This is a genomic window from Microbacterium sp. zg-Y1090 (genome assembly GCF_030246945.1).
Classification (GTDB): domain Bacteria; phylum Actinomycetota; class Actinomycetes; order Actinomycetales; family Microbacteriaceae; genus Microbacterium; species Microbacterium wangruii.
In genome coordinates this window covers 486,499-504,364 of sequence record NZ_CP126742.1, presented here as the reverse complement: position 1 = coordinate 504,364, position 17,866 = coordinate 486,499, and the positions used below count along the sequence as shown (strand labels likewise).

The following is a 17,866-nucleotide window of genomic DNA, read 5'->3' as shown; positions in this document are numbered from 1 at the left end:
TGTGAACCGTCGCAAACTGGCCCTGCCCATCGCAGCGGTCGGCACTCTCGCACTGCTGATGTCCGGATGCACCTCGGGAGGTTCGGGCGAGAGTTCGGGCGACCCGAACGCCGAGTTCGAGTTCTGGTCCTTCACCGGCATCGGCCAGAAGGACTCGGTCGAGCGCTACCTCGAGAAGAACCCCGACGCCAAGGTGAAGCTGTCGGAGGTGGGAAGCACCGCCGAGACCGCCACCGCGCTGACCGCGGCGCTGGCCGGCGGCCGCGTGCCGGACCTCGTCATGATCCAGAACGACGAGCTGCCGAAGTTCATCGAGAACCCGAGCAACTTCATCGACCTGCGCACGCTCGGCGGCGACGACCTGGGCGAGGACTACCTCGACTGGGCGATCGGCGAGGCCACCGCCGAGGACGGATCCATCATCGGCATCCCCACCGACGTCGGCGGTCTGGGCTTCGCCTACCGCGCCGACCTCTTCGAGGCCGCGGGGCTCCCCAGCGACCCGGACGAGGTCGCCGCCATGTGGTCGGACTGGGATTCGTTCATCGAGATGGGCGAGAAGTACACCGCCGCCACCGGGCAGCCCTTCGTCGACAACGTCGAGACGACGGTGTTCTTCGCCGCCGTGAACCAGGTGAGCGAGAAGTACTACTCGCCCGAGGGCGAGGTCACCTTCGACACCAACGGCGAGGTGGAGGAAGCGTTCGACGTCGCCGTCCGCGCCTACGAAGCCGGCATCAGCGCGGGGATCGCCGCCTGGTCGTCGGGCTGGGCGCCGGGTCGCGCCAACGCGGCGTTCGCCGTGTCGACGGCGCCGTCGTGGATGCTCTCGGGCTACAAGACCGACGCCCCCGACACCGAGGGCCTGTGGCGCGTCGCCGCGGTCCCGGGCGTCGGCGGCAACTGGGGCGGCAGCGTCATCGCCATCCCCGCCCGGGCGAAGAACCCCGAAGCGGCCTGGCAGTACATCCAGACCATGCTGACCCCCGAGGCGCAGACCGAGCACTTCGCCGAGACGGGCACGTTCCCTGCCGCCAAGTCCGCACTCGAGAGCGAGGAGGTGCTCAGCTACACCGACCCGTTCTACGGGGACTCCCAGATCGGCGAGGTCATCAGCGAGTCCGTGCTGCAGTTCAACTCCTTCCTCAACGGGCCGGACACCAGCGCCATCGGCGCCGCGCTGCTGAACACCCTGGTCGACATGGAAGCCGGCAACGTCGCGCCGCGCGAGGCCTGGTCGACCGGCGTCTCGAGCGCCAAGGCCGCGCTCGGCGGCTGAGCCGTCACCCATCGGTGGGGCCCGGCGTGCGGCCGGGCCCCACCCCCGACGATCGAGGGAGCAATCATGACCGCGACGGCGACCGCCATCCCCGTCCAGAAGAAGGCCCGTCGCAGCGATCGGCCGCCCCGCCAGGTGATCCGCCAGCCGCTGGCCGAGCGCGTGGCGCCGTACCTCTACATCGCGCCGTTCTTCGTGATCTTCGCGATCTTCGGCCTCTTCCCGCTGCTGTTCACGTTCTACGTCGCCCTGTTCGATTGGAACCCGATCGGCGAGCAGACCTTCGTGGGGCTGGCCAACTTCGAGCGGCTCTTCGCAGACCAGCGTTTCTGGAACGCCTTCGTCAACACCTTCGGCATCTTCCTCATCTCGACCATCCCGCAGCTGATGCTCGCCCTGGGACTCGCGCACCTGCTGAACCACGCGACGCTCAAGATGGCCAACTTCTTCCGCATGGCGCTGCTGGTCCCCTACATCACGTCGGTCGCCGCGACCGCCCTGGTGTTCGCCCAGATCTTCGACAAGAACTTCGGCCTCATCAACTGGATGCTCGACATCTTCGGCATCCCGGCCGTGAACTTCCTGTCGTCGCAGGTCGGCTCGTGGATCGTGATCTCGTCGATGGTGATGTGGCGGTGGTTCGGCTACAACACCCTGCTGTACCTGGCGGGCCTGCAGGCCCTGCCCCGCGAGATGTACGAAGCCGCCTCCGTCGACGGGGCGTCGGGGTGGCAGCAGTTCATCCACCTGACCATCCCGTCGCTGCGGCCCATCATCATCTTCACCGTGATCATGTCGACGATCGGCGGACTGCAGATCTTCACCGAGCCGTTGCTGGTCGCCCCGGAATCAGGGCTCACCTGCGGCGGTGGCCGGCAGTGCCAGACGCTCGCGCTGTTCCTCTACGAGCAGGGCTTCGGCCAGTTCGAGTTCGGCTACGGCTCTGCGGTCGGCGTCGCACTCTTCGTCATCGTCGTCGTGGTCTCCCTCATCAACTTCTTCCTCACCACCCGCACCCGGAAGGCGCGCTGATGTCCGACGTGATCGATCAGGCGGTCCCGCAATCACCGCAGGAAGCCCTGGTCCGCCCCCAGCTGAACCGGCGCCGCCACGGCGGGCGGGTGGGCAAGGTGGGCTGGCCCGTCTACGCGCTGCTCATCGGCGCGGTCTTCATCAGCGTCTTCCCGCTCTATTACATGTTCGTCATCGCCTCGGTGGGAGCGAGCGCGGTCACGTCGATCCCGCCGCGGCTGTACCCGGGTTTCAACTTCGCCGACATCGCCGCGAAGGTCTTCGAGACGGTGCCGTTCTTCCAGTCGCTGCTCAACAGCGTCATCGTGTCGCTGACGGTCGCGGTCATCACCGCGATCCTGTGCGCCCTCGCCGGCTTCGCGTTCGCGAAGCTGCAGTTCCCCGGCCGCAATGCGCTGTTCCTCATCGTCCTGCTGACGATGACCGTTCCGGCGCAGCTGAGCGTGATCCCGCAGTACCTGATCATCTCCTGGCTGGACTGGGTCGACACCCTGCAGGCGATCATCGTGCCGGGGCTCGCGAGCGCGTTCGGCATCTTCTGGATGCGTCAGCACATGTCCACGACCCTCAACGACGAGCTGATGCAGGCCGCGCGCATCGACGGAGCCAACAGCTGGCAGATCTTCTGGCGCATCGGCTTCCCCGTCGTGCGGCCCGCCGCCTTCGTGCTGGGCCTCATCACGTTCACGTCGGTGTGGAACGACTTCATGTGGCCGTTCATCGTGCTGAAGTCGCCGGAGCTGTTCACCGTGCAGATCGTGCTGAAGCAGCTGCAGGCGAACCGCACCATCGACCTCGCCCTCACGATGGGCGGATCGTTCATGGCGACGCTCCCCCTGCTCATCGTCTTCTTCTTCGTCGGACGCCGCATGGTCGCCGGCATCATGGACGGGGCTTTCAAGGGGTGACGCGCACACGAACCGTCCGCGCTCTGGTGTGGGGCGAGAACCACCACGAGAAGAACGACGCCCTCACCCGGCGCCTCTACCCGGACACCATCCACGGCACCATCGCCGCCGCGCTGCGCGACGGTCTCGGCCACGAGGTCGTCGTCGACACCGCGACGCTCGACGACGACGCGCACGGGCTGTCCGAGGAGCGCCTGGCCGCCACCGACGTCCTGTACTGGTGGGGTCACGTGCGGCACGACGCCGTCGCGGACGAGGTCGTCGAGCGCGTGCACCACCACGTGCTCGCCGGCATGGGGCTGGTCGCCCTGCACTCGGCGCATCTGTCGAAGATCTTCACGCGCCTGATGGGCACCACCTGCACGCTGCGCTGGCGGCAGGCCGACGACCGCGAACTGGTGTGGACGGTCGCCCCCACGCATCCGCTGGCGCACGGCGTGCCGCAGCCCATCGTCATCCCCCGCCAGGAGATGTACGGCGAGTTCTTCGACGTGCCGCAGCCGGACGATCTCGTCTTCGTCTCGGGCTTCAGCGGGGGTGAGGTGTTCCGCTCGGGGATGACGTTCGCCCGCGGCCACGGCCGCGTGTTCTACTTCTCGCCCGGCGACCAGGACTACCCCGTGTACCACCACCCCGGCATCCGGCGGGTGCTCTGCAATGCGGCGCTCTGGGCCGCTCAGGACCGTCCCCGAGAGGCGCCCCGGCTGACGATGCGCCCGCTCGACGAGTTCGCGGCGGCGCCGGCCCCGACGGAGGCAGGCGGCGCATGAGACAGGTCGTCATCGTGGGTGCCGGCGGCATGGGCCGGGCATGGATGGACGCGGTGGCCCGTCGGGACGACCTGTGGGTGGCGGCCGTCGTCGACATCGTTCCCGACGCGGCGCAGGCGGCGGTGCGGGAACGCGGCTGGGACATCCCCTGCACGGCGACGGTCTCCGAGGCCCTGCGGGCGGTGGATGCCGGGATGCTGCTCAACGTCACGGTGCCCGAGGCGCATGTCGAGGTCAGCAGCGCGGCCCTGCGCGCCGGGGTGCCCGTGCTCAGCGAGAAGCCCGTCGCCCCCACCCTGGCCGGCGCGCTGCATCTCGCCGCGATCAGCGACGACACCGGCACGCTGCTGGCGACCAGCCAGTCGCGCCGGCATGCCCGCGGCATCCGTGCCCTGCGCGACGCCCTCGACACGCTGGGCGGCGCGGAGCAGCTCGACGCCCGGTTCCGTCAGAACCCGCGTTTCGGCGGCTTCCGCGACCGGATGGCATCGCCTCTGCTCCTCGACATGGCCGTGCACACCTTCGACCAGGCGCGGTACCTGCTGGGCAGCGAGCCCGTGACGGTCTGGTGCGAGGAGTACTCCCCGTCGTGGAGCTGGTACCGGGGCGCGGCCGCCGCGCACGCGGTGTTCCGCTTCAACGACGGCGCCCGCTTCGCCTACTCCGGCAGCTGGTGCGCCGACGGCCTGACGACATCGTGGAACGGCCACTGGCGCGGCGACGCGGCAGGGGGTGCAGCCGAGTGGGACGGCGAAGACCACGTGGTCGCGCAGTCCGGCGACGCCCCGCCGACCGTGCAGCCGCTCGACGAGGCCGCCGAAGGCCTGGATGCCGCACTGGCGGAGTTCGTCGGCGCCCTCGACGGCGGACCCGCACCCTCGGGTGAGATCGCGGCGAACGTGTGGAGTCTGGCGATGGTCGAGGCGGCGGTCGCGTCGTCGACCATGGGCACGCCGGTGAGCCTGGCCGCGGTGTTCGGCGCGGCCAGGGCGCAGGTGGGCGCGGCGCGCTAGGTCAGTCCACCGCCGCGACGTGCACGACCGCGGCGCGCTCGGGGTGGAACGTGGGGAATTCGAGTCCCACCGTGCGCAGCATCGAGCCCGAGAGCACCGGGGCGTCTCCCGCGCGACCCAGCCCCGGGGTCAGCCGCAGCCAGTCGGGCACCTGCCACGGCGGGCCGAGCGACTCCGGCGCGGTCGAGGTGACCCGGTAGCGTCGCTCGTCGGCCAAGCCCGGCAGCCGCACGCGGGAGAGCGTGTCGGGCGTGGTGGCGGGCGTCACGATCGTGAAGAGACCCTCGCCCCGGTCGGGGGCGACCACGCCCCGCAGCGCCGGACCGGCGGGGTCGAGCTCGCCACCACCGACGGCGGCGCCGGTCTGGATGAGCCCGCGGAAGCGGCGGTAGTCCGCGATCCACCGCTGCAGCGCGGCACGGTCGTCCGCTGCCAGCTCCCGGATGTCCCATTCGATGCCGAAGTGCCCGAGGAAGGCCACCGCGCAGCGGTAGTGCAGATCGTGGGTGCGGCCCGTCACGCTCGACACCGGTGAGGCCACGTGCGACCCCATCATCTCCGGCGGCACGAGCAGGCCGGTCCAGCGCAGGATGTGGAAGCGGTCGATCGGGTCGTGGCTGTCCGAGGGGTGCACGCGGTCGGCGCGCGCGAGGATGCCGAGGTCGACGCGGCCTCCGCCCGAGGCGCAGCTCTCGATCTCGAGCTGCGGGTGCCGGGCGCGCAGCTCGTCGAGCATCCGGTACAGCGCGAGGGTCTGATCGTGCACCGCGGGGGCGCCGGTGGCCGGGTGGCCGGCCGCGACGAGGTCCCGGTTGTGATCCCACTTGAGGTAGGCGACGCCGATGTCGGTGATCAGTCCGTCGAGCGTGCCGAGGATGTGGGCGAACGCGTCGGGGTTCGTGAGGTCCAGCACCTGCTGGAACCGGTAGCGGGCGGGCAGCTCCGGGCCGGCGCGCAGCATCCAGTCGGGGTGGGCGCGGGCGAGGTCGGAGTCCTCGTTGATCATCTCCGGCTCCACCCACAGCCCGAACTCCATCCCCTGTCGTCGCACCTCATCGGCGAGAGGACGCAGCCCGTCGGGCCAGACCGTGGGGTCCGGCTCCCAGTCCCCGAGGCCCGCACGGTCGTCGCGGCGGCCGCGGAACCAGCCGTCGTCGAGCACGAAGCGTTCGACACCCAGTGCCGCGGCCTGCACGGCGAGGTCGGCGAGCACCGCCGGGTCGTGGTCGAAGTAGACCGCCTCCCAGACGTTGAGGGTCACCGGCCGGTCGCGGCGCGATGACCGCGAGATCCCCCGCAGGTGCGCGTGGAACCGCGCAGCGGCGGCATCCAGGCCGACGCCGTAGCTGCCGTGGATCCACGGCGTCTCGTACTCCTCACCGCCCCGCAGCCGCACCTCGCCGGGCAGCAGCACCTCGCTGCCGCGGAAGGCCAGACTCGCATCGTCGCGGTCCAGCGCGTGCTCGTGGTCGCCACTGAACCCCACGTGCGACAGCCACACTTCGCCGGCGTCGGAGGAGAACCCCGGCACGCCGGCGGCGAGAACGGTCGTGGCATCCAGCCCGGTGCGACCGCGCCGCGAGGTGCGGGCGTGCGTGCCACGGACGACGGCATGCCGCTGCGGGATGCGCTCGTGCGCCCACCGCCCGGCGAAGTCGAGCACGTCGGTCGCGCGCGTGGGCACCGGCAGTGCCGGCGCGACGGACTGCACCTCGAGCGGCTCGCCGTCCGCCGCGGCGTTGCGCACCCTCACCCGCGTGCGCACCAGCCCGGCCGGGGCCAGCTCCAGCTCGATCCGCACGTCGATCCCGGCGCCCGGGTCGCCGGCGTCGACGGTGATGCGCCCCGCTCCGGTCTGCGTGACCTCGCTGTCCGGCTCCCGCTCATCGACGCGCACCCTCCGCACGCGCAGCTGCGGCGCCCAGCCGGCGCCCGCCGTGTGCACGCTCAGTCCCGGTCGCCCGAACCACCCGGCGGCGTGCTCCGGGAGGATGCTCGGCCGGTACGGCACGTCGGAGACGTCGTCGATCCCGCGGCGGCGCTCAGCGAGCGCGAACGCCTGCAGATCGGCGTCGGCGGCGACGATCGCAGCCCCCCAGTGCAGGATCGCGGGCAGGCGGTCGCGCTCCGCGGCCACGACCAGCGAGACGCCGGCGGCGGAGAGATGGATCAGAGGGGAGGTGGGCATCGGCATCCTCGTGCTCGGTCAGTCGGGGTGAAGCGGGAAGTACACGGTGTAGGGCTGGTCCACGATCTCGGACAGCGGCAGGAAGCGGATGGAACGCTCCTGGCCGACGGTGCGGTAGCCGCTCAGCCATTGCGTCCACTGGCGCTCGTTGTCGGCGGCCAGCAGCGTGTCGGGGCGCTGCGCATCGCCGTGCAGCCGCACGTCGTGGTCGACGAGGCCGGCGAGCACCACGGGGCCCCGCGCGAACGCGACGGTTCCCGGCTCGTCCGGGATGGCGAGGGTGCGCAGCCGCATCGGCAGGGTGATCTCGTACACGGCGCGCCCGCCCCGGTGCGCCAGCTCGAGGTGCCCGCCGGGGCCGGTGACGACGTCGGCATCCCGCCCGTCTTCGCCGACGACCACCGGGTCGCCGTCGCACCAGTCGGGGCGGCGCAGCCGCACGGTCGCGACGGCCCCGGGGGGCGACTCGACCGTCAGCGAGAAGCCCCACGAATCCGGACGGTGGCGGGCTCCCGCGTCGCCGCCGTTGGCGTCGGGTCCGACGCGCGCGGCCGTCTCGCTGCCGGCCAGCTGCACCCGCAGCGTGCCGCCGGCGTGCGGCACCTCGACCCGCGCCGGGAGGTACTGCGCCAGCACGAGCGCGTCGTCCTGCGCGTAGAAGGCCAGGGCGCTGTGCCGCGTGTGGGCCTGCACCAGGGTGCCGTGACAGCACCAGAAGTCCTCCAGCGGCGATCCCCAGGCCTTGCGGGCGCCGGGGTGCAGCGGCAGGAAGTAGGTGACCATCCCGGTGCCCGGATGCTGCTGGGCGAGGATGCCGTTGTGCAGGTTCCGCTCGATGTAGTCGAGGTACGCCGAGTCGCCGTCCCAGCGGTAGAGCACGTCGGCGAGACGGATCATGTTGTAGACGGTGCAGTGCTCCTGCGTCTTGTCGCCGCGGCGGGCGGCGAAGGCGTGCGGCGGGGTCCAGATCTCCCCCGATGTCTGACCGCCCGTGCAGAACGTGCCGCGATCGGTGACCGCGCACCGCCAGTACGCCCGCACGATCTCGGCCCACCGCTCCTCACCGGTCACCTCGTAGGCGCGGGCGGCGCCCAGCACCTCCGGGATGGTGGTGTTGGCGTGCCGGTTGGTCAGAACGTCCTCGCCGGCCAGGAGCGGATCGAACAGGCGCCGGTGGTCGTACCGGTGCAGCAGGTCCGCGAACATCCCATCGCCGGTCAGGTCGAGCAGGTCGGCCCACACCTCCAGCATCCCGCCGGTCTCGACGTCGAGGATGTCGTCCCACTGCTCGGGGGCGAACGTCGCGGACCACCGGGCGACCCACTGCGCGGCGCGCTGCGCGATGCGCACGGCCCGGGGGTCGCCGAGGTCACGGGCGACGTCGACCAGTCCCATGAAGGTCTTGTGCATCGTGTACTGCGGCGCCCAGACCTCTCGGCCCGCCGCCAGCAGGTCGAGGTAGCGCGGCGGGATGCCGAAGACCCACTCCCCGCCGTTGGCCGCCTGGCAGCGCTCGAGGCCGTCGAGCACCTCCCCGACCCGTGCCGACAGCACGGCGTCGCCGGTGACCGCCGCCTCGCGGGCGGCGGCCGAGAGCCAGTGCCCCACGAAGTGGCCCCGCAGCTGGCCGGTGGGGAACTCCCAGCCGGCGTGACGTCCCACCCCGCGCGTTGCAGGGTCGTCCGACGAGGGCTGCAGCTGCCAGGAGCGATCCCAGAACCCCGCCTCGAGATCGTGGTTCTGCAGCAGGTTCGCCGTCGTCAGCGACAGCAGGTAGTCGCGGTTCACCGCGCGGCGACGGTCGAACTCGCCGCCTGTCAGCTGCACGCTCCCGAGCGGCAGCGCCCGGGCCGCCGACGCCCTCATGCCGCGGCCCCCGCCGTCGCGCGCGCGAAGCGCCACGTCGTCGGCTCCACACCGATGGTGACCTCGTGCCGCGCGTCGCCGACGGCTCCGGCGAGCACCGGCGCCCGCCCCACGCGCAGGCCGGCGCGTCCGTCCGCCCGCAGCCACGCTGCCTCCGGCAGACGGCGCAGCGTGACGGTGCAGGCATCGGCATCCCAGGCGAGGTGGTCGACGACGATGCCGCCGCGGGCACGCAGTCCCGTCACCGAGCCCGACGGCCACTCCGCCGGCAAGGCAGGCAGCAGCATGATCTCGTCCTGCGTCGACGCGACGAGCATCGCCGCCACCACGGCGGGCAGCCCGCCTGCGGCATCCAGGTTGAACAGGCGGCCGGCGTCGTGGGTGGTGGTCAGGGCGGGCGTCCAGTGCTCCAGCGCCAGCCATTCCACGCACGTCAACGCGGCGTCGGCGCGCCCGAGGGCCGCCGCAGCCAGACCCAGCTGCACGAGCCCGAAAGCCATCTCCATGCGCCCGGGTGGCGCGGTGGGGTCGCCCGCCCGCCACGCGATGCGCGCGTCGATCGTCGCCTCCGCGGCCCGGCGCAGCGCGTCGGCCCCGTGGCTGTCACCCAGGAACGCCTCGTCCGCCTCGTACCAGAGCGGGTACAGCTGCGACGTGTGACGGTGGGCGTGGTTCTCCGGCCAGAGGTCGGCGATCCACTCCGCCAGCGTGCCGTCCGCGGCGACGCGGTACGGCGGAAGGCTCTCGACCAGCCGCTGCCAGCGCTCGTCGAGGCTGTGGTCGCCGCGCGCCCGCGCGAGGACGGCGGCCGCGCGGGCCGCGTCGCGCAGGATGGCGATGTCCATCGTCGCGTCGGCGACGAGGGGCGCGCCGCCGGGAGGGCTGTTCTCCGGCGAATAGCTCGGCACGAGATGCCGCCGCCCGTCCGCGCCGACCGTCGCCTGCTCTGCCAGCACCAGCACGCCCTCGACGAGCTCCCACAGCCGGTCGTCGACGATGGACCGGTCGCCGGTGGTGGCCACGATGTCCGCCGCCGTCCGCAGCACCCACCCGCCGCACCCCGTCCAGAACACGTGGGGGAACTCCGCCGAGAAGTGGCTGGCCTCGCCATGGGTCGACATGCGGGCGGGCAGCAGCATGCCCTCGGTCCCGAGGATGCGGCGGGCATTGCGACGGTAATCCTGCAGGTGCGGCAGCACGAGGTTCAGCAGCGACCGCGCGAGCTCGGGAGTGCCGGTCGGGATGAGCCCCGCCATGGCGCCGTTCTGCACGTTGCCGTTCAGCGTGTAGTCGGCCGACCAGGCCGGCGCCCAGCTGCCCTGCCACACCCCCTGCAGCGTCGGCGGCAGCTCGCCCGTCCCCGCGATCGCGTGCGCGCGACCGGCCAGGTAGGCCGTCGCCACCACCCGACGGCGGGCGGCCGCATCACCGGCCCGAGCGCGGCGCCACAGGTCCTCGGTCGATTCCTCGTCGGTCGACTCGTCGCGGCGCACCTCTTCCTCGCCGCCCACGCCTCCGAGCCGCAACGCGGACCGCCGCACCAGCGCGGCGTGCGCCGCGGTGCGCGCCCGGAGCGCCTCCCCGCCATCGGGGGCGCCGTCATCCACCCCCGGCCCGTCGGCCGCGGCACCGACCCACACGTCGATGCGGATGAGCGCCTCCCCCGCGGGGGGCACATGGAGGCGCGTGCGCACCGCCCCACCCGACTCCGACGCGGTCCAGGGCGTGCCCGTGCGCACGACGACCGTCGCGGATCGGTCGGGATCGCCGGTGGATGCCACGAGCGACCCGGTGTCGCCGGCCGTCACCACAGGGCGCAGGAAGCGCGCGTACCCGGTGGCGCCGGTCTCCGGCCGCGCGCACGCCCCGAGGCGCAGCTCGAGGTCGACCGTCGTCGCCGCGCGAGCCCGCACGACCAGCCACACCTGCTGCCCGCCCCGCGGCGCGCCGGCGTGCAGCGTGACAGCCGGCACATCCCAGTGCACAGCGACCTCGCCGTGCACGGGGTCCATCGTGCGTCGCGACGTGGGTCCCGCGCCGCCGACCGACAGCGTCAGGGTGGCGCAGATGCCGAGCGGGTCGGTCCAGACGAGATCCTCCGGCGATCCGGCGGCGACGGCGGCCGCCATCATCGCCGCCCCGGCATCGGCGCTCCTCCCCGCGAGCACCGCCTCCCGCAGCGTCTGCAGCGACGCGGCGAGCCCGGGGGCGCCGGGTCGCGGGTGGGCGGGGATGAAGAAGCGCTCGTGGGCGAGCGAGACCGTCTGCGTGCCCGCCTCGCCGTAGACCACGGCGCCCACCCGGCCGCTGCCGACGATCATCCCGTCCTCCCAGCTGGGGGCGGTGGTGCGGGTCATCAACGGCGGCATGATCGGCGACTGCTCCTTCGCAACGCGGCACCGGCGGGCCATGGGCCCGTCCTGGCAAGAGATCCCACGAATGGTACAGACTTCGCCGCCGTCGGCGACGAAAAGACCGAAAACGGTGCCGCGTCAGAGCTCTGACACGGAAGGGGCCACCACAGCAGTGGAGCCGCGCGCGACGAGTTCGGTCGCGAACTCCACCACGCGATGCCCCGTCGGGCGTCCCGCCACCGTCTCGGCCAGCGTCTGCACCGCGGCGGCGGCCATCTCGCGGATGGGCTGGCGGACCGTGGTCAGCGGCGGGTGCAGCCAGCGGGCGCCGCGCACGTCGTCGAACCCGACGACGAGGACGTCCCGCGGCACGCTCAGCCCGGCGTCGGCGATGGCACGGTAGGCGCCGGCGGCCATCTCGTCCGAGCAGGCGAAGACGCCGATGGGGCCGTCGCCGCCCAGCTCGGCGAGCCCGGTGGCGCATGCCCTCCGGGCATCCCACGCGCTCCAGTCGGCGCGGGTCCGCACGCAGACCGCTCCGGGCGCCGCCCGCCCCAGCGCGGCGACGAATCCCTCCACGCGCGCCCGTCCGTAGCGGTAGGACGGCGATCCCCCGATCACGAGGAACCGCCGCGCTCCCCGGGCGACCAGATGCTCGGCCGCGGCGCCTCCCCCGGCGCGATCGGTGGTGCGCACCCGAGGCAAGGACTCCGCACCTTCGCCCGGGGGCTCCAGCAGCACGATGGGGATGCCGGCGGCACGCAGCGTCGCCACCTGTCCCGCCGTCGGCAGGATCAGGCCGAGGATGACGCCCGCCGAGCCCCGCGACCGCACGCGCACCGGCCAGTCGTCGGCCGGGTCGTCACGTTCGGCGGTGAGCACGAGGTCATAGCCCAGCCGCGCCGCCGCCGTGCGCGCCCCGGCGGTGACCTCGTCGGTGTACGGGTCGTGGAAGTGCCCGAGCACGAGGTCGAACACCCGCGAGGTCCCACTGCGCGGCCTCCCCCGGGGCTCGGCGGCGCGCGCGTACCCCAGCGCCGCGGCGACGTCGCGCACGCGCATGCGCGTCTCGGGCGCCATCTCCCCGCGACCGCGCAGCGCACGGGACGCGGTCGACACGCTCACCCCGGCCTCCGCGGCCACATCGGCGAGCGTGGCCCGGGGCGTCGATGTCATGCCGGGCATTTTTGCGCAAATAGCGGGCGCGGCGCAATGCCCCGATGTCATCGTGAGCGGGCTGTTGCCCATTCCCCACCGACGCGGAGGAGGCCCACCATGACCGCACGCCATGCGCTGATCGTCCGAGGCGGTGGGGCGGGATACCGTCCGGTCGACGCGACCGAGATGTTCCTGCCCTTCCTCGAAGCCGCCGGCTTCACGGTGCGCATCGAGGCATCCGCCGACGTCTACACCGACGACGACGCCATGTCGGCCACCGACCTGGTGCTGCAATGCCTGACGGATTCGCCCGTCTCGGATGACGCCGTATCCGGGCTGCGCCGCGCCGTGCAGCGGGGCACCGGGCTGGCGGGATGGCACGCCGGCATCCTGGACACCTGTCCCGGGTCACGCGCCTATCGGGAGCTGGTGGGCGGGGCGTTCGTCTCCCCAGCCGTCGTGGCGGCGACGGCGGACGGCGACGCCCTGCGGTGCCACACGGTCGATCTCACCTCCGCGGGGCGACGCCATGCGATCACCGCGGGGCTCGAAGACTTCACCCTGCGCACCGACCGTCCGCGCCTGGTCGCCGACGATCCGGGCGAGGTCCTCGCCACGACCGGCCAGCCCGGTCTGCTCGAGGGGCCGGCGCGCTGGTCGGCGCCGTCACCCGCGGTGTGGACGCGGCGGTGGGACCGCGGACGGGTCTTCGTCACCACCGCCGGCCACAGCCTCGCGGTGCTGCGCGACGCCAGCGTGCGCACGATCATCGAGCGCGGCCTCCTCTGGGCCGCGCGCAGCGCCCCCGGGCGGCAGGAGCTGCACACCGACGCCACCCTCGTCCCGACCCTCTGGAGCAGCCGGTGACCTCGACCGCCCGCGCGATCATCGACCTCGACGTCGACTCCGCTCGCCGGCACCGCCCGCTCGCCGCGATCGAGATCGACGGTCACGCCGCAGAGGACCGCGCCCTGACGCACGTGTGGAACGAGTGCGTCGGCGCGGGGCGGGCAAATGAGGCGCTGCGTGCCGATTGGCGGGAGCACTTCACCGAGGCGGTGCAGACCCTCGGGATGCGGTCGGTGCGCTTCCACGGGCTCTTCCACGACGACATGTTCGTGTACCGCGTGCGCGACGGCGGCGGCTTCGGCCCCGACAGCGCCCTCGAACGCGAGCGCCACACCTTCAGCTACGTCGACAAGGTCTTCGACTTCATCCTCGCCTCCGGCGCCCGCCCGTTCGTCGAGCTCGGATTCATGCCACGCGAGCTCGCGACCGACCACGCCACGGTGTTCTGGTGGGGCGCCCACGCGAGCCCGCCGAACGACATGGCTGCGTGGGTGCGCCTGGTGGCCGCCACCGTCGAGCACTGGATCGGGCGCTACGGACTCGACGAGGTGCGCCGGTGGAAATTCGAGGTGTGGAACGAGCCGAACCTCGTCCCCCACTTCTGGACGGGCACCAAGACGCAGTACTTCGAGCTCTACGCCGCGACCGCCCGCGCGATCAAGGCCATCCACCCCGACCTGCAGGTCGGCGGCCCGTCGACGAGCGTGTTCGTGCCCGATTCCCGCTACGACGGCGAGACCGAGGACCGCGACGTGCAGCACGCCACCGCGGCCGCGACGGACGTCGACGCGCTGGAGTGGCGGCCGGTGTGGATCGAGGAGTTCCTGGAGTGGTGCGCCGCGCGCGACCTGCCGGTGGACTTCGTCACCACGCACGTCTATCCCACCGACTACGCGTACGCCGTGAGCGGCAAGGCCACGCTCATCAGCCGGTACGCCGACGCCACGCGCGACGACCTCGCACTGCTGCGACGGCTGGTCGCGGCGGGGCCGTATCCGCATGCCGAGGTGCACATCACCGAGTGGTCCACCACACCGTCGAGCCGCGACAGCATCCACGACACGGTGTTCGCGGCCACCTACATCACCCGCGCCTACCTGCAGTGCACCGACCTGGCCGAGTCCATCTCCTACTGGACCTTCACCGATGTGTTCGAGGAGGGCGGTGCAGGCATCGGGCCGTTCCACGGCGGGTTCGGCGTCGTCAACGAGCAGGGCATCCGCAAACCCACCTTCCACGCGTTCGCCGCGCTCGCGCGCCTGGGCGACCGCCGGCTGCTGTCGACCGAGCACGGCGTGCTCACCGGCGACAGCAGCTCCGGGGCGGTGTCGGGGGTGTTCTTCAACTACCCGGACGAGATGGGGCTGCAGTCCGTGGGGTCGCGCACGTCCTACGCGGCGACGCGGGAGCTGCGGGAGCGGGGTCCGTCCCGCCGCATCCGCCACCGCGTCCGCGGTCTGGTCCCGGGCACGGCGTTCCTCGTGGAGGTGGTCGACCTCGACCACGGCGACGTGGCCGAGGCGTGGCACCGCATGGGAGAGCCGCTCAACCTCTCCCCCGCCCAGACGGCGTCGCTGCGCGAGGTCGCGGAGGGTCTGCGGCGCTTCACCCTCACGGCGGACGCCGACGGCGCCCTCGACCTCGACCTGCACCTGCAGCCGTGGGCGGTGGCATCACTGCGCCAGGCTTAGCCGCCCGCGCGCGGGCGCGGGAAGCAATCGCGGCGCTCAGGTGTTGCGGCGGGTGTGGACTACGGACATGACCTGCTCTTCGGCACCTTCCTGACCCCCTCCGCGGCGAACCCGCGGCAGGTGGTGCAGCTGACCCAGCTGAGCGAGCAGCTCGGGTACGACCTGGCCACCTTCCAAGACCATCCGTACCAGCCGCGGTTCCTCGACACGTGGACCCTGATGTCGTACGCGGCCGCCGCCACCTCGACGATCCAGCTCGCCCCCAACGTCACGAACCTGCCGCTGCGCCCGGCGCCGGTGCTGGCGCGCGCCGCGGCATCCCTCGATCTCCTCTCCGGCGGACGGCTCAATCTGGGGCTGGGAGCGGGGGCGTTCTGGGATGCGATCGAAGCGATGGGCGTGCCGCGGCTGACCGCGGGCGAGTCCGTCGAAGCCCTGAGCGAAGCCATCGACCTCATCCGGGAGCTCTGGGCGGTCGGCGAGCGCGGTGCGGTGCACGGCGGCGACCACTACCCCGTGCACGGCGCCAAGCGCGGCCCCGCCCCCGCGCACGAGGTGCCCATCTGGCTCGGCGCCTACAAGCCGCGCATGCTGCGCCTCACCGGTCGCAAGGCCGACGGCTGGCTGCCGTCGCTGTCGTACATGCAGCCCGGCGACCTCGCCGCCGGAAACGCCCGCATCGATGACGCGGCCGCTGCCGCCGGGCGTCACCCCGGCGAGGTGCGGCGCCTGCTGAACATCTCCGGCGGGGAGTCCGCCGAGCAGCTCGTGGAACTGGCCCTCGGCGACGGGATGTCGGCGTTCATCGTCAGCAGCGACGATCCCGCGATGCTGGAGCGGTTCGCGGCGGAGACGATCCCGGTCGTCCGCGAGGCCGTGGCCGCCGAGCGCACCCGCACGGGCCACACCGCACCCGGCCGCAGCGCCCGCGCGCTGGCGCAGCGACGCGACGGCATCGCCTACGACGACCTGCCCGCGTCGCTGCGGGAGACCGCGGTCGAACCGGGCGACTTCGGCTACCGCACGGTGCGCTCCACCTATATGCGCGGCGGCGCCCCGGGCCTCGTGCTGCGCCCGCGAGATGTCGGCGAGGTGGCAGAGGCCCTCGCCTTCGCCCGCCGGCATCGGCACCTCCCCCTCGGCATCCGCAGCGCCGGTCACGGCATCAGCGGCCGCAGCACCAACGACGGCGGCATCGTGATCGACCTCGGCGCGCTGTCGCGGATCGAGGTGCTCGACGAGGCGACCCGGCGGGTGCGCATCGAGCCCGGTGCGCGCTGGGGCGAGGTCGCCCGCGCCCTCGAGCCCCACGGCTGGGTGATCTCCAGCGGCGACTACGGCGGCGTCGGCGTGGGCGGCCTCGCCACGGCGGGCGGCATCGGGTTCCTCACTCGCGAGCACGGCCTCACGATCGACCGCATGGTCGCCGCCGACGTGCTGCTCGCCGACGGCACCGTCGTGCGTGCCAGCGCGGAAGAGAACCCCGACCTGTTCTGGGCGGTGCGCGGCGCCGGCGCCAATATCGGGGTCGTCACGGCGTTCGAGTTCGAGGCGATGCCGGTGGGCGAGCTCGGCTGGGTGCAGCTGGCCTTCGACGCCACCGACATGGCGGACTTCGTGCGCGGGTTCGGCGCGACGATGCAGGCGTCCCCGCGCGACGTCACCCTGTTCGCGATCCTCGCCGCCGGCCGCGGCGGGCAGCCGCCCCTCGCCCAGGTGTACGGCGTCGTCGACCAGCCCGACCCCGACACGATCATCGAGCGGCTCCAGCCGTTCGCGCAGCTGGCCCCGCTGGTCGGGCAGTCGGTGCAGCTGTCCACCTACGCTGCGGTCATGGCGAATGCGACGGACGCCACGCACGACGGGCAGGGCGAGCCGCGGTTCCGCTCCGGGCTGCTGCGCACTCTCGACGACGCCGCCGACGCGATCGCGGCGCTGATCGCCTCGGGGGCCACCCCGTGGTTCCAGATCCGCTCAGTCGGCGGCGCGGTGGCCGACGTCGCCCCCGACGCGACCGCGTACGCGCATCGGGATGCCGGGTTCTCCGTCACCGCGATCGGCCGCGGCCCGGTCTTCGACCAGCTGTGGGATGCCCTCGCGACGCACTTCGACGGCCTCTACCTCAGCTTCGAGTCGCGCACCGATCCGGCGCTCGTCGCCCAGGCCTTCCCACCCGCCACCCTGGCGCGCCTGCGCGAGGTGAAGCGCCGCTACGACCCCGAGCCCCTCTTCCGCGACAACTTCCCCGTCGCCTGACCGCCGCGTCCGCCCGCGCGGTCGCGGGGCCGCCGGGCCCGCGGCTGGGGCGGGCTGGGCTGGGGCTGGGGCGGGGGCTGGGGCTGCTCGAGTGTCACGAATGGCGGGTGCCACCACGCCCCACCGTGCGGAAGCGACACTGGAACGTCCCGCCCGCCCCGTGCGCACCGCGGGCGCTGCTCGAGTGTCACGAATGGCGGGTGCCACCACGCCCCACCGCGCGGAAGCGACACTCGAGCATCCGCCCGCGCCGCAGCGCGCTGCCGCGCGCCCGCGCCGCCCTGCGGTGCGCCGCCGCTCGAGTGTCACGAATGGTGGGCGCCGCCCCGCGCCATCGTGCGGACGCGACACCCGAGGAGCGCTCGCAGCGCCGCCGCCCGCAGAGCGCCGCTCGAGTGTCACGAATGGCGGATGCCGCCCCGCGCCACCGTGCGGAAGCGACACTCGAGCTGCTCGGCCCGCCCCGCCCAGCGGGGCGGCGGGGCGGCGGGGCGAGGCGGGC

At 72.9% G+C, this 17,866-nt stretch carries 12 protein-coding genes; 8 read left to right on the top strand and 4 right to left on the bottom strand.

Annotated elements, in window-relative coordinates; all coding sequences use genetic code 11:
* Position 1: 1 nt before the first annotated feature.
* The 5 genes from QNO26_RS02240 (at position 2) to QNO26_RS02220 (ending at position 5,002) form a co-directional block, all read left to right on the top strand.
* Positions 2–1,279: an extracellular solute-binding protein gene (locus QNO26_RS02240; protein ID WP_257526246.1), complete on the top strand. Its 1,278-nt coding sequence runs from the start codon at positions 2–4 to the stop codon at positions 1,277–1,279.
* Positions 1,280–1,345: 66 nt separating this feature from the next.
* On the top strand, positions 1,346–2,311 hold the full coding sequence (locus tag QNO26_RS02235; protein WP_257526248.1) for a carbohydrate ABC transporter permease: 966 nt from the start codon (positions 1,346–1,348) through the stop codon (positions 2,309–2,311).
* Positions 2,311–3,219 carry a carbohydrate ABC transporter permease gene (locus QNO26_RS02230; protein ID WP_257526249.1) on the top strand — a complete coding sequence of 303 codons (909 nt, stop codon included), beginning with the start codon at positions 2,311–2,313 and terminating at the stop codon, positions 3,217–3,219. The genes QNO26_RS02235 and QNO26_RS02230 overlap by 1 nt, the downstream gene beginning before the upstream one ends.
* On the top strand, positions 3,216–3,989 hold the full coding sequence (locus QNO26_RS02225; protein WP_257526250.1) for a ThuA domain-containing protein: 774 nt from the start codon (positions 3,216–3,218) through the stop codon (positions 3,987–3,989). The genes QNO26_RS02230 and QNO26_RS02225 overlap by 4 nt, the downstream gene beginning before the upstream one ends.
* On the top strand, positions 3,986–5,002 hold the full coding sequence (locus tag QNO26_RS02220; protein ID WP_257526252.1) for a Gfo/Idh/MocA family protein: 1,017 nt from the start codon (positions 3,986–3,988) through the stop codon (positions 5,000–5,002). The genes QNO26_RS02225 and QNO26_RS02220 overlap by 4 nt, the downstream gene beginning before the upstream one ends.
* Position 5,003: 1 nt before the next feature.
* Here QNO26_RS02220 and QNO26_RS02215 read toward each other — a convergent pair whose 3' ends face one another.
* The 4 genes from QNO26_RS02215 to QNO26_RS02200 form a co-directional block, all read right to left on the bottom strand.
* The gene (locus QNO26_RS02215) at positions 5,004–7,190 is read right to left on the bottom strand and encodes an alpha-galactosidase (RefSeq protein WP_257526254.1); all 2,187 of its coding nucleotides are present in this window, start codon (positions 7,188–7,190) and stop codon (positions 5,004–5,006) included.
* A gap of 18 nt (positions 7,191–7,208) precedes the next feature.
* On the bottom strand, positions 7,209–9,092 hold the full coding sequence (locus QNO26_RS02210) for a beta-L-arabinofuranosidase domain-containing protein (RefSeq protein ID WP_257526255.1): 1,884 nt from the start codon (positions 9,090–9,092) through the stop codon (positions 7,209–7,211).
* A complete protein-coding gene (locus QNO26_RS02205; RefSeq protein WP_257526256.1) occupies positions 9,053–11,413 on the bottom strand; it encodes a glycoside hydrolase family 95 protein in 2,361 nt (786 codons plus the stop codon). The genes QNO26_RS02210 and QNO26_RS02205 overlap by 40 nt, the downstream gene beginning before the upstream one ends.
* A gap of 135 nt (positions 11,414–11,548) precedes the next feature.
* Entirely contained in the window at positions 11,549–12,586 is a 1,038-nt protein-coding gene (locus tag QNO26_RS02200) for a LacI family DNA-binding transcriptional regulator (RefSeq protein ID WP_257526257.1), read from the bottom strand.
* Positions 12,587–12,685: 99 nt separating this feature from the next.
* On the opposite strand from QNO26_RS02200, the gene QNO26_RS02195 reads away from it, so the two are divergent.
* The 3 genes from QNO26_RS02195 to QNO26_RS02185 are packed head-to-tail and all read left to right on the top strand — an operon-like array spanning position 12,686 to position 17,364.
* Positions 12,686–13,435: a ThuA domain-containing protein gene (locus QNO26_RS02195; RefSeq protein ID WP_257526259.1), complete on the top strand. Its 750-nt coding sequence runs from the start codon at positions 12,686–12,688 to the stop codon at positions 13,433–13,435.
* On the top strand, positions 13,432–15,108 hold the full coding sequence (locus QNO26_RS02190; RefSeq protein WP_257526260.1) for a GH39 family glycosyl hydrolase: 1,677 nt from the start codon (positions 13,432–13,434) through the stop codon (positions 15,106–15,108). The genes QNO26_RS02195 and QNO26_RS02190 overlap by 4 nt, the downstream gene beginning before the upstream one ends.
* 54 nt (positions 15,109–15,162) lie before the next feature.
* Positions 15,163–17,364, top strand: coding sequence for an LLM class flavin-dependent oxidoreductase (locus QNO26_RS02185; protein WP_257526261.1), 2,202 nt, complete (start codon positions 15,163–15,165; stop codon positions 17,362–17,364).
* The last annotated feature ends 502 nt before the right edge of the window (positions 17,365–17,866 follow it).